The sequence below is a fragment of the Brevibacillus fluminis genome, from assembly GCF_003710825.1.
Lineage (GTDB): Bacteria > Bacillota > Bacilli > Brevibacillales > Brevibacillaceae > Brevibacillus_D > Brevibacillus_D fluminis.
This window is the reverse complement of sequence record NZ_RHHQ01000022.1, coordinates 39,551-62,076: the sequence shown is the minus strand read 5'-3', so window position 1 is coordinate 62,076 and position 22,526 is coordinate 39,551. Positions and strand designations below refer to the sequence as shown.

The 22,526-nt window shown below is 49.9% G+C and carries 21 protein-coding genes and 1 other annotated feature; of the genes, 7 read left to right on the top strand and 14 right to left on the bottom strand.

The window, feature by feature from the left end; all coding sequences use genetic code 11:
- Nucleotides 1-52 precede the first annotated feature (52 nt).
- Complete coding sequence (locus EDM56_RS25090; RefSeq protein ID WP_342772414.1) at nucleotides 53-802, top strand: PIG-L deacetylase family protein; 750 nt, start codon at nucleotides 53-55, stop codon at nucleotides 800-802.
- A gap of 75 nt (nucleotides 803-877) precedes the next feature.
- On the opposite strand, the gene EDM56_RS25085 is transcribed toward EDM56_RS25090, so the two are convergent.
- The gene (locus EDM56_RS25085) at nucleotides 878-1,474 is read right to left on the bottom strand and encodes a genetic competence negative regulator (protein WP_122920684.1); all 597 of its coding nucleotides are present in this window, start codon (nucleotides 1,472-1,474) and stop codon (nucleotides 878-880) included.
- A 360-nt stretch (nucleotides 1,475-1,834) separates the two neighbouring features.
- Between EDM56_RS25085 and EDM56_RS25080 the strand changes: the two genes are divergently transcribed.
- Nucleotides 1,835-2,662: a polysaccharide deacetylase family protein gene (locus tag EDM56_RS25080; protein WP_122920683.1), complete on the top strand. Its 828-nt coding sequence runs from the start codon at nucleotides 1,835-1,837 to the stop codon at nucleotides 2,660-2,662.
- A 144-nt stretch (nucleotides 2,663-2,806) separates the two neighbouring features.
- Here EDM56_RS25080 and EDM56_RS25075 read toward each other — a convergent pair whose 3' ends face one another.
- Genes EDM56_RS25075 through EDM56_RS25055 form a run of 5 tightly spaced genes read right to left on the bottom strand, consistent with a single transcriptional unit; the run spans nucleotide 2,807 to nucleotide 7,756 of the window.
- Complete coding sequence (locus tag EDM56_RS25075; protein WP_246009527.1) at nucleotides 2,807-3,745, bottom strand: NAD(P)/FAD-dependent oxidoreductase; 939 nt, start codon at nucleotides 3,743-3,745, stop codon at nucleotides 2,807-2,809.
- Nucleotides 3,746-3,802: 57 nt separating this feature from the next.
- A complete protein-coding gene (locus tag EDM56_RS25070) occupies nucleotides 3,803-4,468 on the bottom strand; it encodes a LysM peptidoglycan-binding domain-containing protein (RefSeq protein ID WP_122920682.1) in 666 nt (221 codons plus the stop codon).
- Nucleotides 4,469-5,047, bottom strand: coding sequence for a CPBP family intramembrane glutamic endopeptidase (locus EDM56_RS25065; protein WP_122920681.1), 579 nt, complete (start codon nucleotides 5,045-5,047; stop codon nucleotides 4,469-4,471).
- Nucleotides 5,037-6,629: a RecQ family ATP-dependent DNA helicase gene (locus EDM56_RS25060; protein WP_246009526.1), complete on the bottom strand. Its 1,593-nt coding sequence runs from the start codon at nucleotides 6,627-6,629 to the stop codon at nucleotides 5,037-5,039. The genes EDM56_RS25065 and EDM56_RS25060 overlap by 11 nt, the downstream gene beginning before the upstream one ends.
- Nucleotides 6,626-7,756 carry a YpbB family protein gene (locus EDM56_RS25055; protein ID WP_122920680.1) on the bottom strand — a complete coding sequence of 377 codons (1,131 nt, stop codon included), beginning with the start codon at nucleotides 7,754-7,756 and terminating at the stop codon, nucleotides 6,626-6,628. Before EDM56_RS25055 ends, EDM56_RS25060 begins: the two co-directional genes overlap by 4 nt.
- Before the next feature lie 96 nt (nucleotides 7,757-7,852).
- Between EDM56_RS25055 and EDM56_RS25050 the strand changes: the two genes are divergently transcribed.
- The 5 genes from EDM56_RS25050 (at nucleotide 7,853) to serA (ending at nucleotide 13,697) form a co-directional block, all read left to right on the top strand.
- Nucleotides 7,853-8,782, top strand: coding sequence for a hypothetical protein (locus EDM56_RS25050; RefSeq protein WP_122920679.1), 930 nt, complete (start codon nucleotides 7,853-7,855; stop codon nucleotides 8,780-8,782).
- A 105-nt stretch (nucleotides 8,783-8,887) separates the two neighbouring features.
- The gene (locus EDM56_RS25045) at nucleotides 8,888-9,097 is read left to right on the top strand and encodes a ferredoxin (RefSeq protein ID WP_122920678.1); all 210 of its coding nucleotides are present in this window, start codon (nucleotides 8,888-8,890) and stop codon (nucleotides 9,095-9,097) included.
- Between the two features lie 262 nt (nucleotides 9,098-9,359).
- Nucleotides 9,360-10,448, top strand: coding sequence for an HD-GYP domain-containing protein (locus EDM56_RS25040; RefSeq protein WP_122920677.1), 1,089 nt, complete (start codon nucleotides 9,360-9,362; stop codon nucleotides 10,446-10,448).
- A 204-nt stretch (nucleotides 10,449-10,652) separates the two neighbouring features.
- Nucleotides 10,653-10,900: a binding site (T-box leader), on the top strand.
- 66 nt (nucleotides 10,901-10,966) lie between these two features.
- Nucleotides 10,967-12,121: a pyridoxal-phosphate-dependent aminotransferase family protein gene (locus tag EDM56_RS25035; RefSeq protein WP_122920676.1), complete on the top strand. Its 1,155-nt coding sequence runs from the start codon at nucleotides 10,967-10,969 to the stop codon at nucleotides 12,119-12,121.
- Nucleotides 12,114-13,697, top strand: a complete 1,584-nt coding sequence (gene serA, locus EDM56_RS25030; RefSeq protein ID WP_122920675.1) for a phosphoglycerate dehydrogenase — start codon at nucleotides 12,114-12,116, stop codon at nucleotides 13,695-13,697. The genes EDM56_RS25035 and serA overlap by 8 nt, the downstream gene beginning before the upstream one ends.
- 201 nt (nucleotides 13,698-13,898) lie before the next feature.
- Here serA and EDM56_RS25025 read toward each other — a convergent pair whose 3' ends face one another.
- The 8 genes from EDM56_RS25025 to EDM56_RS24990 form a co-directional block, all read right to left on the bottom strand.
- On the bottom strand, nucleotides 13,899-15,035 hold the full coding sequence (locus EDM56_RS25025) for an HAD family hydrolase (RefSeq protein WP_122920674.1): 1,137 nt from the start codon (nucleotides 15,033-15,035) through the stop codon (nucleotides 13,899-13,901).
- Between the two features lie 33 nt (nucleotides 15,036-15,068).
- On the bottom strand, nucleotides 15,069-16,826 hold the full coding sequence (locus EDM56_RS25020) for a sensor histidine kinase (protein ID WP_122920673.1): 1,758 nt from the start codon (nucleotides 16,824-16,826) through the stop codon (nucleotides 15,069-15,071).
- A 1-nt stretch (nucleotide 16,827) separates the two neighbouring features.
- Nucleotides 16,828-17,544 carry a response regulator transcription factor gene (locus EDM56_RS25015; RefSeq protein WP_122920672.1) on the bottom strand — a complete coding sequence of 239 codons (717 nt, stop codon included), beginning with the start codon at nucleotides 17,542-17,544 and terminating at the stop codon, nucleotides 16,828-16,830.
- Between the two features lie 44 nt (nucleotides 17,545-17,588).
- A complete protein-coding gene (gene ccsB, locus EDM56_RS25010) occupies nucleotides 17,589-18,818 on the bottom strand; it encodes a c-type cytochrome biogenesis protein CcsB (protein ID WP_122920671.1) in 1,230 nt (409 codons plus the stop codon).
- A gap of 17 nt (nucleotides 18,819-18,835) precedes the next feature.
- Nucleotides 18,836-20,485 carry a cytochrome c biogenesis protein ResB gene (resB, locus tag EDM56_RS25005; protein ID WP_122920670.1) on the bottom strand — a complete coding sequence of 550 codons (1,650 nt, stop codon included), beginning with the start codon at nucleotides 20,483-20,485 and terminating at the stop codon, nucleotides 18,836-18,838.
- 13 nt (nucleotides 20,486-20,498) lie between these two features.
- The gene (gene resA / locus EDM56_RS25000) at nucleotides 20,499-21,029 is read right to left on the bottom strand and encodes a thiol-disulfide oxidoreductase ResA (RefSeq protein ID WP_122920669.1); all 531 of its coding nucleotides are present in this window, start codon (nucleotides 21,027-21,029) and stop codon (nucleotides 20,499-20,501) included.
- A 106-nt stretch (nucleotides 21,030-21,135) separates the two neighbouring features.
- Complete coding sequence (locus EDM56_RS24995) at nucleotides 21,136-21,879, bottom strand: pseudouridine synthase (protein ID WP_122920668.1); 744 nt, start codon at nucleotides 21,877-21,879, stop codon at nucleotides 21,136-21,138.
- A gap of 104 nt (nucleotides 21,880-21,983) precedes the next feature.
- Nucleotides 21,984-22,517 carry a spore maturation protein gene (locus EDM56_RS24990; protein ID WP_122920667.1) on the bottom strand — a complete coding sequence of 178 codons (534 nt, stop codon included), beginning with the start codon at nucleotides 22,515-22,517 and terminating at the stop codon, nucleotides 21,984-21,986.
- Nucleotides 22,518-22,526 lie beyond the last annotated feature (9 nt).

The following is a 22,526-nucleotide window of genomic DNA, read 5'->3' as shown; positions in this document are numbered from 1 at the left end:
ACATTTATAGAATAACCCACATCCTTTCAATTCTTGCATAGGAGGTTCGTTAATGATGTCTGCCAAACGCATATTGCTTGTGTTCGCACACCCTGACGATGAAACATTTGCAACCGGCATCACGATTGCCAAATACCACAACGAACACCAAGCCGAGATTACTTTGCTGTGCGCCACACGAGGCCAAGCAGGCAAGCCTGGAGAGCCTCCGCTCTGTACACAAGACGAGCTCCCGTTCTTTCGGGAGGGTGAGCTTTTGAACGCTGCCCGCCTGCTCGGCATCAACAAAGTGCAGCTGCTCGATTATGAAGATAAGCATTTGTCCGATGTACCACGAGCCGAGCTTGCTGCGCACATCGTCTCCGCGATTCAGACGACAAAGCCTCAGGTGGTCATCACTTTTGCCTCCCACGGCATCTCCGGGCATCCGGATCACAAGGCGATCTCTGCCGCGACAGATGAAGCCGTTTCGTCGATTCCAGCTGGCGACAATTCGGTACGCAAGCTTTATCACGTGACACGGTCATCCGCCCTCCCGACTCCAGCGGGCCGTCAGATATTTACTGATTCACCAGAAGCGATTACCACCGAGATTACCTCCGCCGATGCAGCTGTCGTGGTCGGCGAAGCGCTGCGCGCCCACAAGACCCAGCACCTTTCTGTGAACGCAGTTTTTCCTGGCGTTTTGGAGGGGGATACACGCAATGTACCGATAACCAACTCATATTTGCTCAAATGGACCAACATCCCAGAATACACGCTGAATGGTAAGGAAGACGATTTGTTCACCGGAATCGAATAAGAAAAAAGAAAAAGCATCCCGGGCACACTGCACTTGCAGCGGCATGGGATGCTTTGTTTTTGTGTAGGCTTGCTTTTATCGGAATCGTCTACAAATTTCTTTGACAGCATCATCTGCAATGACAACCTTCCCGTACTCTTCGAGTACGTACACTGTCGTCGGCGTCGCTTCGCCATATTCGGATAATATTGCGATAAGCTTGTTGTAGCGCTCCTCATCGAGGTCGACCTCTTCAAGTACAAGATAATATTTCCCTTGATAGAAGTAGGCGGAACCACCATTTGTCAGCATCGCGTTAATACGGTGCGAGGCTTCGACCATATGTTCAAAGTCACGAAAGGAATAAAGAATCAAATCGCTCTCTTCAAGCGTTACTTCCATCTCGTAGACATCTTCGTCGTATTCTTCCTCTTTCTCGTTTTTGGCACCCGATTTGCCACGGGTGACAATCACGACCATCCCCTGTGCCGGCAAGGCAAATACCTCTACAGCGACCGGTCCGGACACCTCAAAGCCCAGTTCATGGTACGCCTGTTCCATCATGTCATTGAACAGTTCATGTACTTTCGGAATGTCACGCCACATGTCCTCTTTCTCGATACCTCGCTCCGAAAGATCGTCAAACGTTAAAAAGATCCGTATCTTGTCTTGGCCAAGGCGTTCTACACGCATGACTGTCCCTCCTCGCCATCCAGTCGTATTACAGGGTATGAATCCTCTCCTGTAATGGTTCTCCGCATCTTCATCGATGTGCTTGTTTCACAGCAGCGCATCTGACATGAAAAAGAGAGAACGAATTTTCTCCTATCATACCATAATTTTGGACAAGACAATAGGGCAACCACCCCTTCAAGCGCGTCCAGTGTTTCGCCAAAATGTTTGGTGAAGATTCGACGATTGTCGTTTTCTGCGCTTTCCCAGGAAACGCGAATCACCCTTTCCCAGGAAAAGCTTCTTTTTCAAAGCTTATGTGTTTTTACCCACAAATAGGCAAGACTAAAGCGGTGATACGATACGTAGGAGGGACTTCCCATGCAGCCAACTGATCGCATTCTGCTCATGCTGGCTTCACTTTGCATTGCTGCAGGCTGTTCGCAGCAAACTGTTCATGTATTTAAAGAACAAGCGCTTCCGGTTTCCGTCAGCCAGACAGAAATACCACCGCTTGCTCCTCAACCCGTTCAAGCTGTTGCGCAGCGATATGTGGTCCACTCTTCCGATTACCGCATCCATGCGCACTTCACGGACCATCAGCAAAAAATCGCGCTTCTCACGTTTGATGATGGACCTTTGGGAGCAACGACAAAACACATTCTCGAAGTGCTTGATCAGCACAACGCAAAAGCAATTTGGTTTGTCAACGGAATTCAGCTCGCGAAAAGGCATCCGGATGGAAGCTACACGATCAAAGCGAACAAGGCTGACCTGTTGCTTGATATCGAAAAACGCGGGCATTTAATTGGTAACCACAGCTTTACGCATCCGAATCTCAGAAAAATTTCTGCCGAAAAACAACGTGAGGAAATCGAAAGTACCAGCCAGATCATTGAAGACATTACAGGTAAAAAACCCCTTTATTTTCGGCCGCCATACGGCGCCTTCACTCCTGTCTCAGAGGAAGTTTGCCGCAAAAATGGCATGCAGTCCATCAATTGGTCTGTCGGTTCGCTTGACTGGGAACCCCGCGTCTACAAAAAGCCGCACGCGATCTCGAAACAAGTCTCAGCCACCATCCACCCTGGAGCGACAATATTATTTCATGACCGCACGTGGACAGCTGACGAGCTGGATGAAGTCCTGACTGAGTTGGAAAAAAAGGGGTACCGTTTTGTCATCCCCACTGAGTTAGAGCCGCAGTGATGGTTGCCCGGTTCGCCCAAATCAATTCCTCCCTACAAATATATGGCGTTTCCACGAACGGGTGCTAGCCCAACGAAGAAAATCATTGACTTCACGTAATTGCTCGGATCACTTCCTGTTTATCGAAGAAAAAAAGAACGGCCCTCAGCCGTTCCCCTTTGCCATCTCTAACAGGCGCTTATGTATCCAGATAGCTGCTTGCGAGCCGTCTCCCAGCGATATCGTAACCTGCTGCGAATGGGCCACCACATCTCCGGCTGCCCATATGTTGCGGTAGGTGGTCTCTTTTGTCCGAGGATTGGCCAAAATATGCCCGGTATCCAGTCTCTGCAGATCAAAACCAGCGAGCAATGATGTTTGCAGCTTGGCACCCGGAAAAGCGAGAAACCCTTTTTCCACCGCAATGCCGATCCCAGATGCCAATTCGACTCGTTTTAATCTGCCTTCCTCTTGTTCGATTTGAACAATTGGTTCATGGTGAATCGGGATCGCTTCCTGCACGAGGTACACTTGCTCCGGTTCTCCGACCTTCGCCCCGTCATGGTTGACAATCGTGATCGTTTTCGTGAAATAACGCAGTGTTTTTGCCATTTGAACCGCGTGATTGCCGGATCCGATCACAAGTGCATGCTGATTGACGATCTCATAGCCATCGCAATCTGGGCAAATAAAAATACTCTCCCCAAGGCAAGGGTCCATCCCTTTAATGGTCGGGAATGGGTCCTTGATCCCGCTGCTAAGCAAAATTGTTTTGGCCAAAAACTCTACTGGCTCCTGGTCCAATCCAGTCAGTTCGGCTCGAAACCGTCCATCTTCATTTTGTGTTAGCGAGTTGACCGTACCGGAGAAAAATGAGACACCAAACTGCCTTGCCTGTTGCTCTCCCAATGAGCGCAGCTGCTGCCCGCTTACCCCGTCCGGATAGCCCAGGATGTTGCGGTAGTTTTTCGCGATCGTCGATCTTCCAACCCCATTATCAGCCACGGCAACGTGATGCAGGCTGCGTCCTAATTGAATGGCTGCTTGCAGTCCAGCCAATCCGCCGCCAATAATCAAGGTGTCGAACTCCAGAACTGTCGCCATGATGACCTCCGTTGTTTGCGATTCTCCTTAGGATAGCCGGAATCGGTCAACTTATGATCATTTGGACACGGGGATGTAAAGCACTTTGCCAATCGGCAGCGCGTTGTCCGGAGATAAACCGTTGAACGCGGCGATCTTACGTACGCTGCTTTGGTTGCCATAGTATTTGCGGGAAAGCTGGAACAATGTCTCGCCTTTCTGGACGACGTGTCGGATCGATTCAATTTTTGGTTTTGGTTTTTCACTTTTTTCTACAGGCTGTGTTTTCTCAGTAGTAGGCATTGGGTTAGCTTGCTGCGGTGATGGTGTTGCAGCTGATTGTGATGCGGGCTTTGCCGCTGGTGTAGGTGTCTGGGGTGCAGGAGCTTTCTTCACATCTGTTGGTTTTGGTGAAGCTGGAGTTGTTACTACTGACTCGCTTGTACTTGCTGCTTGTTGATTGGTGCTTGTTTTTTCAACAGGGCTTGCGACCACTCCAGCTGAAACTGGAACTGCTTCCGATGCAGCTGGTTCCTTACGCTCGCCGGATTCTTCCACACTGCTTTGCGAGCTTTGGACGATGTGCAACCCTTCTTTTGTGTCGCTGTTTTGCGCGAGTATCAATTCATACAGAATGAATAAGATAAAAATGCTGCCAAACAGGATCACCCCCATCGTAAGCAGCCGGCTGAGGGGTGATGCTTTGCGATTGCTGTGCCGCAGCTTTCGCGATGGTAACGTCATCTACGTCATCCTCTCTTTTTCCATCCTCTGTTTCAAGTAGAGAGCTTGAATCAGGTCAATCAAGGCATGGGCCGCAACGGGAACGATCAATCCGCCAGTTGCGTCAAACAGCATGCCCAGTACATAACTGATGGCAAATACACCGATAAATAAGACCGGCTTTTTTATGTAACGAATGTGTAGCAGTGTAAAGACAGTGCTTGTCCATCCATTGCCGATTAGCGGCTGCAGTCCGCCGCGAAACAGCCATTCTTCGCAAAGTCCGACCAGAAAGCACAAAAGAACGATCTCTTTGCGAGATAACAAGGAAAAAACAAACTTGTTGATCCCGCCATCATCCATCCAATTTTCCGGCAGCAACCGCTCCAGCATCATGCTGCAAGAAGCGACCGCAATTGCGATGAGCACTGCCCAGACGATCTGTGAAAACGAGGGGATTTGAAAATAGGCAGCGTTTTGTGCGAGCCCATGTAATGAAAGGCTGAGCGAGAGCGCCACTGCCAATATGATGACCTGCGTCAAATATAAATTGAGCCGGATCATCCGACGGTCTGACCCTTGTTGATTATCAAGTGACATTGCCTTCTTCCTTCCCCGGTGGGTAAACAGGCAAAAGCAGACGCAGCGCTTCTTTCATGTCCCACGGTCGGACAACTTTTGCTTGTAACGGTTCACGCACAGATTCATAGGCGATGCGGTCAACACCGCAAATGCTGCAGCAAGGCAGCGTCCCTTCTTGCTGGCCATCCTCGTCAAAATAGCGTAGCAATCCTTGCCGCAAGCACTGTTGGGACGATAGCCATTCCGTCATCTGCTGCAATTTATGCAGCTTACTCCACTTGGCATTTTGAATAAGCCTGCTAATTTGTCGAACCGTTTCTGGCGTTACCGTTTTTCGCATCTTAAATAGGAAGCCGGCTCGGTTTGGCGCCAGCCCGTCGAGTAGACCGCATTGCTCGGCATAAAAGAAAATCAACTCGGCCTGGTTTTCTGACAGGTCAAATCCTTCGGCCAATTCCTGCAGACCGATGCTCTCACGCTGGTGTGCGCCAAGCCATGTGAGCACCTGAGAAATTCGATTTTCTTCCGGATATTCGGCTCCTAGCATATGATAGTGAATATGTACATCTTCTTCTAGCATGTACAATCTTGCATACCCCGGCTGGCCGTCGCGGCCGACGCGGCCCACTTCCTGCACATATGCTTCCAGACTTGCCGGCGCATGATAGTGAAGCACATAGCGGATATCCGGCTTGTCAATGCCCATCCCGAAGGCGTTCGTGGCGACAATCACATCAAGCTCGCCTCGCAAAAACTGCTCCTGAACCAGCATCCGGTCCAATCCGTTCATCCCGCCATGGTAGCCGTGCACCCGATCGATGCCAGAAAGCCTGCACTGCAAAACAAGCGTTTCCACTGCCTGCCGCGTCGAGCAGTAGACGATTCCCGGTCCAGTCAGCTTGCGCAAATCATCGAGCAAAAGCTCCCTTTTTTGCGCTTCATTCTCCACCGTAACCCGCTCGAATGCGATATTAGGGCGGTTCATGGACTGAACAATGCGATTGTCGGGATGAATTGAAAACAGCTCAGCAATCTCCCGTTGTGCATCCATCGTGGCGGTGGCGGTTACGGCTAATACGGGCGGACTTCCTAACTGCTCAACAATGGTGGGCAATCGCATATAGTCGGTGCGAAAATCATGGCCCCATTGCGCGATACAATGCGCTTCATCCACGGCAAACAACGAGACACCCCGCGCTTTCAGCATTGCTCGCACATACGGCTGCTGCAATTTTTCCGGCGACAGGTACAACAGCTTATATTTGCCGCCACGGATCTCCTGCAGTGTTTGTTTCATCTCGGCAGCATCGCACGTACTGTTGAGGTAGACTGCATATTGTTTGCCATTTTGCTTCAATCGCTGCACTTGGTCGATCATCAATGAAACAAGCGGAGAAATGACGACTGTCATGTGCGGCAAGGTGAGCGAAAGCAATTGGTACAAGACCGATTTGCCACCACCTGTCGGCAATACCCCCAGTGTATTTCGTCCAGAAAGAACACCGCCGATGATCTCCAGCTGTCCGGGCCGGAACGTGGAATGGCCGAAAGACTGCCGTAGAATCTCGGTCAATCGGCGCTCGTGCACTTCATCCATCATCCCGTTCCTCCTTCTGCGCGCCCCGTAAGCGCCAATCTGATTTGCAAGTAATTGTATTTGGTACCAAAATGGTCTTTGATTATCCGAAGGCGCCGTGTCTTCAATTGCTCGGTGGCTTGCATAATCGCCGCCATGTCTTCTGGCTGCAAATATTCTGACATGTCCCAATCAGGTACCCGCAAGGCAATTTCGACCAAATGATCTTCAATCGTATTCGCCCGCAGCTGCCGTGCCGCGGCAATTTCCGCGATGCCGAGGCCTTGTTCAAGCATGGCAAAGGTTGCCTCCGCGCTTGAACTGAGTAGTATGGAACCTTTTCCTGCGTTTCCGTCTTTTCGTTGCTCTACCAGGCAGGCAAGCAAAGGGAATTGCCGGGCGTCTCCTGCTTGAAGCTGCTTTTTACACAATGCCAGCGCCGACATCATCATCACGACCACAAGTGATGGCGGACATTCCTCGGATATCGCAATCTGCTGCATCGTCATACCTGTTTTCCGCGCCCCGCTCCACTGTCCGATGAGGAGCCTTTGTAGCTGAGGATCGAGTCCGTCCAATAAAAGGGTAAGTTCGTCAAACAGCCCCTGTTTCCATTCCTCCCGCTTTTCTTTATCGCGCAGCTGCAGCTTCACCCATGCTTGTATGGTACGCTGTCCGACCTGCGGAAAAAACGAAAGCTCTTCTTCAATGAGCTGGGATACGGTTTGAATCAACAAATGGAGTCGAAGCCACATTTCCTGCAGTTCGGGTCCTTGAGTACTCCCCTGCAAAGGAGCCAACCATTTTGACAATTCGTAGCGTTCCCAACCTTCCGCGCGGCTTGCCTCTCCTTCCTCCGTCAACGTAAACGTCATTTTCGGCGTTGTCCCGCTCATTTTTTCTAGTACGATTAATTTACGCTCTACACAAGTTTCAATCGTTTTTTGCCAATGCTCTCTCGAAAGGCGAGGAAATAACCGATAATACGGGTAAAGCTGAAAAATCTCCACATCCTGATAGGTTTGATTCGCCCGTCTGCCCTGAAAAATATGATAGAGCGCCTGTGTCGTACGTTCACCAGCTAAAGGAGCCAGTCCGCCCATGACAAATGTTTGAAAAAAATCAGCTTCCGCATGATCCAAATCCCACATAATTACTCCTTTGTATTCACGAAACCTGAATTTGTACGCTATACTAGAACATGATTCTTGACGCACGGATGCGTTTTATTGAGCACGGAGGTTCTTATGTCCAATCGATTAACTCGTTCTGAATACCTTGTCACGTATATGATTATCATAACACTTGCCTGCTTTGTTGGTGGATTTTTTTTAGGCGCAGGTGTGATGAAAGCCCGTATTCAATCGGATTTGCAGGCATCTGCGAAGGCCGAGCAGGAAGCGCTCGAAAAAGAACGTCTGCTGAAGGAGCAGAAGCTGTACCGCGACCAAGATTTTATCCGGTACTACTATAGCATCACCGTACATATCCAAGAGCTGAAGGACAAGCACTTCAGCACAGCAGCGCAATTTTCGGGCAAAACAAAATCGGAGCAAAAGGCGCTCATGAAAGAACTGCAAGAATTGGCTCAGACGACGCGAAAAGAATTGGAAGGTGCCAACATCGCATCGACCTCACAGCTTCTTGTGGACTCCAAATACGCATACATCAACAGCCTTGACGCGTATCGGGCAGGCCTCGATCAGCTGCTGGAAAAACTCTCGCTCGGATCGCTTACGCCAGACGACTTGTTGACGATGCGTAACCAGACCGGTTTCATCAACCAATGGAATGCAGCCACTGCTCTGCAATACCAAGCGATGGCCACATGGGAAGCCGTATATGTAACAAAGCAGCAAGCTGTGCCAAAAGTGCAGCCAGCTCAGGTGTCCCCCGCTCAATGGAAAGCGTATCCTTACCATATGCGCAATTTTTTGGCTGCGGAAGCTTTGGTGAAAAGCCAGCAATTTTATCCGTTTTATCCGGAAGATTTAACCGCGCGCATCGATAGCGTGCTGCAAGGGGAAACTGCTACTACGTTCGGATGGAAGGACATCGATCAGGCTGCGCGCATGCTTGAGGCAACCGATGCTGTTCGGCTCGGCGATTTTCAGTCGATGCGGTCGCAATTATACCCTGATTTGAAAGCTCCAGAAATTCCGACCTTTTCAAAATAAACACTTTCTTGCATTTGTGACAGATTCATTCTTGAAATCTGACTAAACAAGGAATACAATGGGATGTGCAAGGGACGTACCTTTGGATTGGGAGGTGAATTCGCAATGACTACATGGGTAGATAAAGATACCTGTATTGCATGCGGAGCTTGTGGTGCTACAGCTCCTGACGTGTTTGATTACGATGATGAAGGCTTGGCTTTCAACAAAATTGATGATAACTCCAATACAGCGGAAATTCCGGACATCCTGTTTGACGATGTTCGTGATGCTGCAGATGGTTGCCCAACCGACTCCATCAAGGTTGAAGAGTAATCTTCTAGAAAACCACTCATTGCTTTTTGCGTGAGCGGTTTTTCTCTATCGACGCTTTTCTTTCAGAAAAGTGTACATAACGGTTTTGGAAAAAACACGAGCTATTCATGCTCGTGTTTTTTCGTCTTGTCGCCCCCCCCCTATTCTCCTAGCACTTCACGTCGCATTCATGACCAAATTTTACACCTAGCAAATGTTCAAATATGGTAAAATAATTGAAAAAGATGGATTGAAAAATGGACGATAAGGCAGGGACACCAGGATGAAAAAATTGAATATCAGCGCTGTGAAGCCGGGTGATATCATTGCCAGAACCATTTTTACCGAGAGTGGAAATGTGCTGCTTGGCCATGGGATGGAATTGTCAGACCGATACATCGAGCGCTTGAAGCGGATGGGGATTGACACGGTATATGTAGAGGACAAGCATACCGGTGACATCATCCCGGAAGAAGTTCTGCGTGATGAAACGCGCAAGCTGGCAGTGGAAACCGTTTACAAAACCATGACCGGTCTCATGGATCAGCCCAAAATGGCCGGCAGGTGTTCATTGCCTGATCTCGGAACATCGTTTCGAAAAATTTTTGGCGAAATCATGGTGGATGTCAGCGCCCAAAAAAACGTCGTAATCAACCTAAGCCATCTTTACGGAATGGATGGTTACTTTTTTCACCACGCCGTCAATGTCGCTGTTTTGGCCGGTATCCTCGGCATGGCAAAAGGCTACAACCGGAATCAAATGATCGATTTGGGGGTCGGCGCCCTTTTATTTGACATCGGAATGACGCAGCTTCCCAAAGAACTCTGGAACAAACGCACTAGCCTCAATGACGAGGAACGTCAGCGGATTCGTTTTCACTCCGAAGAAGGCTTCAATATGCTACGTAACCAACCGAATATTTCGGTCGTCTCTGCCCACTGTGCACTGCAGCACCACGAACGCTATGACGGTTCAGGCTATCCCCGCAATTTGAAAAAAGACGAAATTCACGAATTTGCCCAAATTGTCGGCTTGGCTGATTTTTATGATGCACTTATCTCCCCTCGTCCATTCCGCACGGGTTATATGCCGAATGAAGCTGTCGAGTACCTGTTCGCTTGCGGAAACCAGCTATTCGAGTTGGAACTCGTGAAAAAGTTTCTTGGACACATCGCCATTTACCCGGTAGCCACGACTGTGCAGCTCAATACGGGACATGTTGGAGTCGTATCCTTTGTCGATCCTCTCTCCGTGCATCGGCCTACGATCCGCATTATTGTGGAGCCAGACGGATCACCTACCACCTCTCCCTACGAAATTGATTTGAAAAAACGCGAGAATATGAGTATGATAATCAGTAAAACATTGTGAGGCATACGCTGTGAGTGGGACACTCTATATACACCACCGTTTGCTAAAACGCAACAATACCGATGGCTACATTTGTGTCATTTATGTAAAAACCGAACAATAAATTATTTTTTTTCGAGATTGTTAAGATTTTTTGGGTTCAACTCTATTGACGCGGTAAAAACTCCGTGGTAAAGTAGGAAGCACATCAAGCAAAACAAATACAACGTAACGTTGAAGAAGAGAAGCTGGAGCAAGGAAACCCTCAGAGAGCCGATGGTCGCTGTGAATCGGTGGTTCCTCTTACAGATAAGCACTTCTGAGTTTTCAACCGAACGCGCAACTGCGTAAGTAGGCTTGAACGGGTGATCCGTTATCTCACAAGGTCTTGACCTGTTAAGGTTTTCTCTTGCGAAAGAGAAAACAAACAGAGGGTGGTACCGCGGAACTGATGATTTCCTCTCGCCCCTCACTACAGCCGTAGTGGGTGGATCGAGAGGTTATTTTATTTTCTAGACAAAAATGGAGGTTGAGAAATCATGTTTCAAGACAAATTGATTTTGCGTATTCCAGGTCCTACACCAATTCCCCATCGCGTACAACAAGCGATGAATCATCCGATGATCGGTCATCGCAGCGGCCAATTTTCCAAGCTGTTCGCTGATGTTGCCAAGCGCCTGAAGCCGTTTTTCGGCACGACGCAAGATGTGTACATCCTCGCAGGTAGCGGTACAAGCGCTTTGGAAATGGCTGTCGTCAACACGGTTGGGGCTGGCGATGAAGTCGCTGTCCTGGTAAGCGGCGCTTTCGGTGAACGATTTGCAAAAATTTGTGAACGTTATGACATTACGGCTCATCGTCTGAATGTTCCGTGGGGAGAACCAATCCGCGGCGAGCAGCTGGAAGCATTCCTGGCTGAGCATCCGCAAGTTAAAGCGGTATTCGCAACTCAATGCGAAACATCCACAGGTATTATCAACCCGATCGAAGAACTCGCACAAGTTGTTCGCGCGAAATCGGATGCGCTGTTCATCGTTGACGCGGTAAGCTGCCTTGGCGCGGTTCCAATGGAAATGGACGCATGGGGCGTCGACATCGCAGTAACTGGCTCGCAAAAAGCGTTCATGCTCCCTACCGGCCTCGCGTTCATCGCTGCGAGCGAACGTGCTTGGAACGTGATCGACAACCGCAAGCCACAAGCCTTCTATCTTGATTTGAAAGCATACCGCAAAAGCTTGGCTGAACAAACTACACCTTACACTCCAGCTGTTTCGCTGATTTTCGGCCTGGAAGAAGTTTGCAACATGCTCGAAGAAGAAGGATTGGAAAACATTTTCAAACGCCATGAGCTGATGCGTGATATGACACGCGCCGCCATGAAAGCATTGGGAATCCCGCTCATGACTGCAGACGAATTCGGTTCGGCAACCGTCACCTCGCTCGATCCGCAAGGCAAATTTGATGCTGAGGAATTGCGTAAAATTTTGCGCACCAAATACAACATGATCGTCGCAGGCGGTCAGCAACACCTGAAAGGCAAAATCTTCCGCATCGGCCATATGGGCTATTGCGAACCACTCGATGTGATCACCGTAATTTCGGCGATTGAAATGGCACTGAAAGAAATGGGCGTCGACATTCCATTCGGAGAAGGCGTTAAAAAAGCACAGGAGGTATACATCAACCATGTTTAAAGTACTCATTAGCGATCCACTCAGCGAATTCGGGATTCAAAAACTGTTAGATGCACCAGACGTTGAAGTCGTACAAAAACCAGGTCTCTCCCCTTCCGATCTGCTCGCGGAAATCGGAGACTACGATGCACTCCTCGTGCGCAGCCAAACACAAGTAACCACTGACGTTTTGGCGGCTGGCAAAAAGCTGAAAGCCATCGGCCGCGCCGGCGTAGGTGTCGACAACATCGATATCAATGCCGCAACACAAGCGGGTGTGGTTGTCATTAATGCACCAGACGGTAACACAATGTCCACTTGTGAGCATTCGTTCGCAATGCTGATGGCGGTTGCCCGCAACATCCCACAAGCTCACAAAAAGCTGACGGATGGCAAATGGGACCGCAAAAGCTTCCAAGGTGTTGAATTGAACAACAAAGTGCTTGGTATCATCGGAATGGGCCGCATCGGTACAGAAGTGGCAAAACGTGCAAAAGCGTTCAACATGACCGTCATCGGCTACGATCCATTCTTGACCGAGGAGCGCGCGCAAAAATTGGGCGTCATCCACGGTTCGGTAGAAGACATCGTTTTGCAAGCTGACTTCATCACCGTTCACACGCCATTGATTAAAGAAACCCGCCACATTCTCTCGACGCGTGAATTCGAGAAAATGAAAACAGGCGTCCGCGTCATCAACTGCGCACGCGGTGGTATCATTGATGAAAAAGCGCTTTATGAAGCGATTCTGACTGGCAAAGTAGCGGGCGCGGCCCTCGACGTATTCGAGGTAGAACCACCTGTCGACAATCCATTGATCGGTCTGCCACAAGTCGTTGTGACCCCACACCTGGGCGCATCGACATTGGAAGCACAAGAAAACGTTGCGATCGACGTTTCGGAAGAGATCATCAAAATTTTGCGTGACGAGCCTTTCAAAAACGCGGTTAATCTGCCATCGATCCCAGCGCATGTCATGGAAAAAGTGCAACCATATTTCGTCCTTGGCGAAAAGCTTGGTCATTTCATCGCACAAGTGACGGTTGGCTCGATCCAAGATGTGACGATCGCTTACAGCGGCGAGCTGGCTGAATTCGATACAGCACCATTGACCCGTACGATTCTCAAGGGCATCCTGTCCTTCCACTTGGGCGAGGAAGTGAACTACGTGAATGCGCCGCATTTGGCAAAAACCCGTGACATTCATGTAACGGAACAAAAATCGTCCAGCAACAAAGGCTTCACTAATCTGATTACCGTTAGCCTGAAAACAAATCAGCAAACCCGCCTCGTCGCAGGCACGCTGCTGAACGGCTATGGCGCACGGATCGTCAAAATCGACGATTTCGCGATCGACGTGGCACCGAACGGTCACCTGCTCTACGTGCACCACAACGACCGCCCTGGTGTAATCGGACGCGTTGGTACGATCCTGGGTACAAACGATGTCAATATCGCAACCATGCAAGTAGGACGCCGCGATGTAGGCGGAGATGCAATCATGATGCTCACGATCGACAAAGCCGTTACTGCGGAGATTCTCGATACCCTTGGCGAGATGTCCGAAATCAAAAGCGTTACCCAAATCGATCTGTAAACATGTGAAAACCCCGGACGCTGTGCCGGGGTTTTTCTTTATTGTATCGACTCTAAATGTGCTGTCTCGTTCAATTTGCTAATTGTTCGTTCTCCCCATTCGTTGATCGTCAATCGCGTAATGCTGCAATGGTCGATCTCGTACGAATCCTTGCGCACATGAAAAAGCCCTGCGGCATTAATCCACAGGGCATATCTGTACTCAGTTAAAAATTTGCATGATTTCGCTCACATCATTGAGGATGTAATCGGCTTTCTCTTTTTCCATCGTCGAACGCGCTGCCTGACCGGACAATCCGGTCAAAGTCGCAGCAAATTGACAGCCGATAGCGCGAGCGGCCAACAGATCAGCGAGTGAATCACCCACAATCAAGACCTCCCGCGGATTTTCGATGGGCAGGTTTTGCAGTAAAACCGATTTGTCATCCGAATCTAGACCCGCCAAACCTTTCAAATAACAGAATGGGTGCGGCTTCGCCAATGGCGCATACTCTGGGTACGAGGTTTCTGCATCCAGCACGTGGGAGGCAGAAATGACGCGATTGGGGTCAAATACGTCCAGCAGATGCAATTCTGCGAGCGGCACGTGCGTTTCGATCGTCGGGCGACCGGTTCCGATGCCGAGCGTAATCCCTTTTTCCTTCAGCTGCAGCAGCAGTTCACGCAGCTTCGCTGGATCCACGAGCGGAATTTCATCAGCCAGAAACCCTTTTTTGCCTTTCTGGAAGCTTTCCCGACCGATCGATGACGTCACACGCGCATCTCCCAAATACCACTCCTGGAACGTTTCTTGGCACAGCTCCCACAAGTCGCTAGTGCGCGAAAACATCTGCGTATCGACACCAATCCGCTCTTTCGCGATTTCATTCAAGTATGTCAGCATTTCGGCCTTTTGTGCGTTTCCTTTTGCAAAATCGCCGGTGAAAGCTGCGTAATCGATGACAAAATCAGCGGCCTCATGCCGAGCCCAATCGCGCAGCAGCGCAAGACCGTCCCGATCCAGCTGATTTCGCAATAACTCCTTCACCTCTGCGCCTTTTGCCGGCAGCAATCGTTCGCACAGACGAATGATCTGATAGGAGTAAGCGAGGAACACCATATCCCAGTTGCTATTGATTCCGCGCGATTTGATCAGGTCCAGCACTTTGTCCTGGTCAAATACCGTATCGCGCACACAGCGAATCACCGGCTCTTGTGGAGCAGGATCAAAATCATCGCCTGCAAGGCCCAGGTACGCATCGCTGTGAATCATTTCCCACACGGTCAATGCGGAGGCGTCAAAATAACGCTCCTCGCTCAGAATAACCCCATCCACATCAAACAGAATTGTTTTGATCATCGTCTCCACCCTATTCCATTGATTTTTCTTTCTCTATCTAGGAAGCATTATGGTAAATGTGGTTCCTTCTCCTCGTTTGCTTTGCACGTTAATCGTACCGTTGTGCGCCTCGACAATGTTTTTGGCGATCGCTAAGCCAAGTCCCGTACCCGCCCGGCCGCGCGTCCGAGCTTTGTCTGCTTTGTAAAAACGCTCGAACACGAATGGCAAATCCTCTTCCGGAATGCCGCTGCCCGTATCGCTTACTTCCAGCCACAGCTCATCCTCGCCGTACGCGCGAATTTTAACGACTCCGGCTTGCGGGGTATGACGCAGCGCATTATCAATCAAATTGGTCAGAACCTGCTCCATCCGGTCCGGATCGAGATCGAACATCTCTTGTGTCGTATCTTCCTGCAGCTGGATATGGACGCCCTGCTCTCGAGCCAAGTTCGTGAACTTGCGCAAAATGCGTTCGAGATACGGACGCAGCCGGATCGTTTCCTGATGCAGCTCGATATGCCCCGCCTCCATACGCGCTAGATCGAGCAATTCATTTACCAGCTTGGTCATGCGGACCGATTCGTCGTATATGATTTGCGCCAGTTCCTTGTGCTCTTCCGGTGTGGAAGCGATGCCGTCCACAATCGCCTCGCTGTAGCCTTGCAACATCGACAGCGGTGTACGCAGCTCATGGGAGACGTTTGCGACAAAGTCTTTTCTCAATTTATCCATTTTACGCTCTTTGGTGACATCACGCAAAATGGCCACTGCTCCACGGATTTGATCCTGATCGTAAAGCGGTGCCATGACGACGTGCCAGATGCGACCTTGGATCGGCACATCGGCCGACACCTCATGGGCGAAACGGACTACTTGTTGATACAGCTCATGCATCGGAAGGATTTGCCGTTCATATTTCCAGTCGCGAAGAAAGTGGTCCGCAGGTGGGTTAGTCACAACGATTTCGCCCTCTGCATTGATCATGATGACTCCGTCAACCATGCTTCGCAATACGCTTGATAGCTGCTCTTTTTCATTTGAAACCGCGCGAATGAGATTGTTCAGCTTGCTTGCCATCGTATTGAAAGAGGATGCCAGCTCGCCGATTTCATCCGTCGTCCGGATCGGAATCGCCGCATGGATATCCCCTTCTGCGATCCGATGAGCCGTCTCTTTCATTTTTCGCAGCGGATAGGCGATCCGCGATGACAGGAAGAATGCGAACACGGTCGTCAGCACGAATCCGATGACACCAACGACGTAAATCAGCTTCCGGACCTCTGCTACCGTGCCATCGTAATCTTCACTCGCCTGATACATGATCACGGCACCGGTTTTTCCTGACGAAAGCGGGTGCGGCACGGCAACCGCCAGCACCTGCACCCGATCTTTCGCGTTCGCATTGCTTGGAAAATTAATTCGTTCGGGATTAGGGTGCTTACCCGCAAGCGCTTCCTCGATCTTCAATCCCGAACTTTTCAACAGCTGATCCAAGGTGACATCCGGCATATTCTCATCCGGCTCCGTGCTGGCAATCAGCTGTTTCTTTTCATCTACCAAATACATTCTTGTATGATACGCCTTGCCGATCGCAGAAGCCGAATCAAGATAGCTACCCTGATTGGTCGCGTGCTGCAAATTGACCGATATTTGCTCGGTCATCGCTTTTAATCCTTCTGTCTGCTTGCGGAAATAGTAGCTGTCGAACGATTGCACCAATAGCAAGCTGAACAGCGTCAAAATAAAGGCAAACAGCGCGATGATCGTTAACCAAAGCTTGCCGACAACACTGCGGAACATCATATCCACGTTATTTCGGCACCTCTAGCTTATAACCTACGCCCCAAACGGTCGAAATCATTTGGGCGGCATCAGGCGATACTTTGTTCAGCTTTTCGCGCAGACGCTTGATATGGGTATCAACTGTACGGAGATCGCCGAAAAAGTCGTAATGCCAGACATCTTTCAGCAGCTCTTCACGGGTGAACACCTTGTCAGGCGATTGCGCCAAGTAGTGCAGCAGCTCGTATTCCTTCGGCGTCAAATTGACCTCTTGCCCGCTCGCCAGCACTTTATGCGCGTCATGGTCGATCGTCAACTCCGGGAACACCAGAATGGAATGGCTGGTAATCGTATCGGTCTTGAGGTAAGCGGTAGCTGAGGCGCGGCGCAAAATCGCCTTTACCCGATACACGACCTCACGAGGGCTGAACGGCTTGACCACATAGTCATCCACCCCGGCTTCAAAACCTTGGACACGGTTCATCTCTTCCCCTTTTGCCGTCAGCATCACGATCGGTGTTGCTTTATGCTCACGGATGCGCTGGCAGACTTCAACCCCGTCCATACCTGGCAGCATGAGATCAAGCAGAATGATATCGTAATCGGAGTTAAGCGCCATTTCCAGCGCTTGTTCCCCACGCTCCGCCTCATCGATCAAAAAGTTTTCACGTTCCAAATACATTTTCAGCAGACGGCGAATGCGTTCTTCATCATCCACCACTAAAATTTTATGCGTCTTTTCCATGTGCCACCTCTTCTTCTCCCTTACATGCTATTTCGATACGCTTATTATACACCAGCATAAGAGTGAAGGCCTACTAGAACTAGATTCACTACGACAAGCGTGATCAAAATGATAACAAAGCCGACTACGGAGAGCCATGCCGATTTGGTTCCCAGCCATCCACGCGAAAGGCGCAAGTGCAAATACGCACTATAATAAAGGAACACGATGAGTGCCCATACTTCTTTCGGGTCCCACCCCCAGAATCGTCCCCATGCTTCCGCCGCCCAAATCATCGCGAAAACTAGTGCACCAAGGGCAAAAACCGGATAACCGATCGCAATTGCACGATAGCTCATTTCATCCAGAAGCTCCGGATCAATGCTCGACAAGGAAGGTTGCATGACAGCCCCGAGTCGTTTGCGGAGAATCAGGCGTAGCAGGCCGTAAAGGACAAGGCCGGAAATAACGGACCAAATCATCGTGTTCAGCTTGCGTGCCGCATCTTTGCCTTCCATCCAGCCCGGCGCTTCGAACAGCGGCTTCATCGGACCTGGCTTTGTGATCGTCGCCTCTGTCGGAGCTACGATAGCCGGCATGGTGTATTCCACGGACAATGTTTTCTCTACCGTATTGGTTCCTTGCGCATATTGCGGGAATTCGAAGCCGGTTTTCATGTCCAGCTTGCTGAACGTGCTTTCCATGATGATGAAGCCGACCAGCATCAGGAGAACCGACATAACGAATTCTAACCAAAAGGTGCTCTTGCTCGGTTTGCTCTGGTCGATCGTACGGACCAGATACATCAAGCCTGCAGCGAAGCCGACCGCGAGAATCCCTTCGCCTAGTGCAGCGGTCGTCACGTGAATGTGCAGCCAGTAGCTTTGCAGCGCAGGGATCAATGGCGTTACCTCATGCGGGAATACATACGCATAAGCGAGCATGATCAGCCCGAGTGGCATGACGAAAGCGCCGAGCACGTTGATTTTGTAAATGCGATAAATCAGCAAATAGCCCAGAATGATACAGAAATCAAGGAAAGCCATGAACTCGAACATATTGCTGGTCGGACTGTGCCCGCCGACGATCCAGCGAGTTACGATGTAGCCCGCGTGCGCCAAAAAACCGATGATGGCAAGCACATAGGCGCGCTTTCCGATACGCATTTCCGTTTCGATCGGATCCGCTTTTGACCACTTTTTACCGGTAAGGGAGACGATGAAAAAGATTGACGACAGCAAGTATAAAATAAAGGCAATATCAAGCAGCCAGTCACTCACATGAAGCAGAGTCATAGCTCTTTGCCCCCTCTCTATTCTTTATTTTTCTTTGCTTTCAATTCGAACGAGACTGGCAAGCTTAGGTGCGCCGTCAGCGCTTCCATTTCTTTGGTGATGCCAAACCAGTTTTTATTCGTGTGGGCAGCCACGTGCAGCTGCTTATCCGTCACTTGCAGCCAAATCCGGCGATGCTGCCAGTACGAGCCCATCGCAACCCCGATGATGAAAATGACGCAACCGAAATAAATGTAAGGAATAGCGGTATCCACACGCGCATTCAGACCACTGATGTTGATCAGGTCGGGTTTGTGAAAATCAAGTGTGTACCGCCCCGCATCCGTCTGCGTGATCACTGAACCGGAAACGTACACCATTTTCTCAGGGGTAGCTCCGTTTGCAATCACTTCAAAAGCAACCATCGGGTTGTTCGGAATGCTGGTTTTCGTTGCAGGTTTTTTCGTCGTTTCATCCATAATAAAGTCAGGGTAATAATCCAGCACTCTGATGACGACGCCATTTTCGAGCTTGACTTCCTTTTGCGGATCATACAAGTCGATCTTGAACGATCCAACTCCTTTATTTCCGGCTTGCTTGTCCAACAGCTCGAAGTTAAGCGCGCCCAACATCATCTCTTGTCTACTTGATTGATAGAGTAACAGCCCCTCGTATTCCATGGGATGGTTCACGATAATCGGGCCACGCTTCACTTCTTCCAGCTCCGGCTTTGCTCCCGGCAAGCCTGCATTTTTGTTCAGGTACAAAATCGCATCGGTCTGGAAGCTTTTTGGGATGACCTGTCCCTTCAAATCCAGCTTCTGCGCCATTTCGTCCTCTGAATAATACTCGGTAGTATATTTCAGGTTTTTGACGTAGTAAGGCGTATCGGGGACCGGAACCGTCTGCCCTTCCCGCACCCAGATGAAATCGTCCAAATAAAAGCCCGGCAAATTGCGGATCAGAACCGCGCCAAGGAAAATGATCAGGCCAATATGATTGATATAAGGACCCCATCGACTAAATCTTGCTTTTTCAGCTAGCAAGGAATCGCCTTCGCGGAACACGCGGTATCCTTTTTTCTTCAAAAAAGCGCTCGCCTGAACAAACGTGTCATCAGACACGCCAGCCTCTACAGCTGCAACTTCTGCATGCATGCGCTGGCCGCGCAAAAAGGACGCGTGCTGATTCAGCCTCGGCTTGTTCAGCGCTTTGTAGAGCGGAATAATCCGGTCCAAGCTGCAAATAACCAAGGACGTCCCCAGCATCACCAGAAGCGTGACGAACCACCAGGAGGAATAAAGCTCGTGGAATCCAAGCGCATAGTATACTTTTCCAAGCCAACCGTATGTCGTTTCATAGAAATTTTGTACGTCGGTTTCAAGCGGAACCGGTACAGGTATGTACATTTTTTGCGGAAAAATCGTGCCGATCGCCGACGCGATCAAAGTGACGAGAATGATGTAGATCGCTACTTTTACGGATGAGAAAAAATTCCAGGTCTTGTCAATAAATGTGCTTGAATACGTTTGCGACCGCCGCGCCATCCCCTCATACCGCATGTCGGGGAAAGAAGGTGCGCTTTCGTTTGCCTGTTCCTGCTCGCTTTCTAACGGTCTCCCGCACGATTCGCACAGCTGGGTACCTATCGGATTCGGATGTCCGCAGGCACACTTTCGATCGTCCATGCTGTTACCTCGCTTACGGTTTGATTTTGTTGATTTTTTGGATAATCGTCGATTCGCTCATCTGGCCGATGAATTGGTCCTGGACGACCCCATCCTTATTGATGAAGAAGGTGGTGGGAATCGGGCCAATTTGGTAAATGCGCGTAATCTCGGATTGACGGTCCATTAAAATTGGGAAGCTGACGCGATATTGATCAACAAATTGCTGGATCGCCAGTGGTGTCTCACTGATATTGACGCCCACAATCTCAATGCCATCGGCTTTATACCGTTGAAACTGTTTCTCCAATTCCGGGAATTCCGCTTTACACGGTTCACACCAGCTTCCCCAGAAGTTAAGCACGACCCCTTTCCCTTTCAGATCGGACAGCTTCAATTCCTTGCCATTCGCATTCAGCTGCTCCAGACTGAAGTTGGGAGCCTGCATGCCGATCTTGATTTCTTTGTTGTCTTTGGCAAAACTTGAATAGACAGCAAATACGAGCGCCCCTAAGAGGACGCCTAAAATTGCCACCCGCATCCATAATCGTTTCCGTTTATCCATCATCTATGTCCCCAGTCAAAATGAATGTCCGATTTTATTATAGCGCTACAAATTTCCTTCTATCGTGTCATTATTTGAACAGATTTTGAACGATGTGCTAGGTTAACTATTTGGCCTGGCGTGGTTTGCGCGTTTGCAAGCTGTTTTTCAGCTGCTGCACTTCCTCCGGCGTCAAATGACGGTATTCTCCCCGCCGCAGCTTGCCAATCGTCAAAAAAGCGATGCGGATGCGCTCTAATGTGACCACCGGATGACCGATCGCTGCGCACATGCGCCGGACTTGCCGGTTGCGCCCTTCATGGATGACGATTTCGAGCAATGTTTGGTTTTTTTGCGGATCATAGTGCACGATTCGCGCCTCACCCGGCGCCGTCATGCCGTCTTCCAGCAGGATGCCTTTGGCCAGCTTCTTGACGTCTTCCGGCTCCGCTTGCCCTTTTACGCGAGCGCGATACACTTTATCCAGTTCATAGGAAGGGTGTGCAAGCCGGTTAGCCAGATCGCCATCATTCGTCAAGAGCAAAAGGCCGGAGGTATCGAAGTCAAGCCTCCCGACAGGATAAACCCTTTCTTCAATGTCTGGCAATAAATCGGTCACTACTTTACGTCCTTCCGGGTCTGCCAAGCTCGTGATCACGCCGATCGGCTTATATAAAAGCAGATAGACCAGCTTCTCCCGAGCGATCGGTTGCTGATCTACGGTAATGACATCCGATGCGGGGTCAACTTTTGTACCCAATTCGCGGATTGTTACCCCATTTACTTGTACGCGCCCTGAGACGATCAATTCCTCGCAGCTGCGGCGCGACGCCACCCCTGCTTGGGCGAGTACTTTTTGCAAGCGTTCCATAGCTGTTTCACCTCTTTACCATCATACCCATTATTGTCTAGCTGGACAAGGAAACATGAAAAAACTTCCCAATTTCGTTGGGAAGTTTTGTCGAATTATGCCACTTAGTAGAAAATCATGTAGACGACAATAAGTGAAGCGACGACCCCGAATAGGTCCGACCAGAGGCCGACCTTCAAGGCATAGGAGCTGTTGCGGATACCAACGGCGCCGAAATACACCGTCAACACATATAGCGTCGTGTCCGTACTGCCCTGGATCGTGGAGGCGAGTCTGCCAATTAGCGAATCAGGCCCATACTGGGCGATCAAATCGGTGGCCAGCGCTAGCGAGCCTGTCCCCGATAGCGGGCGCAGCAGGGCGAGCGGGACCACCTCGGCAGGTACGCGAATATAGTTCAACAGCGGTGCCATCCAACCGAGCAGCAAATCGAGCGCTCCTGATTCGCGGAAAAGCGTAATCGCCACCATCATCGCGATCAAATGAGGCATGATCCGGATCGTCGTCACCAAGCCGCCCTTTGCCCCATCGACAAATGTCTCATATACCGCTACTTTGCGCACATAGCCATATACCAATATAAACGCAATCAGAAGCGGAATACTCCAAACGGAAAGAAGCGAGACAATATTATACATGCCGCTCCC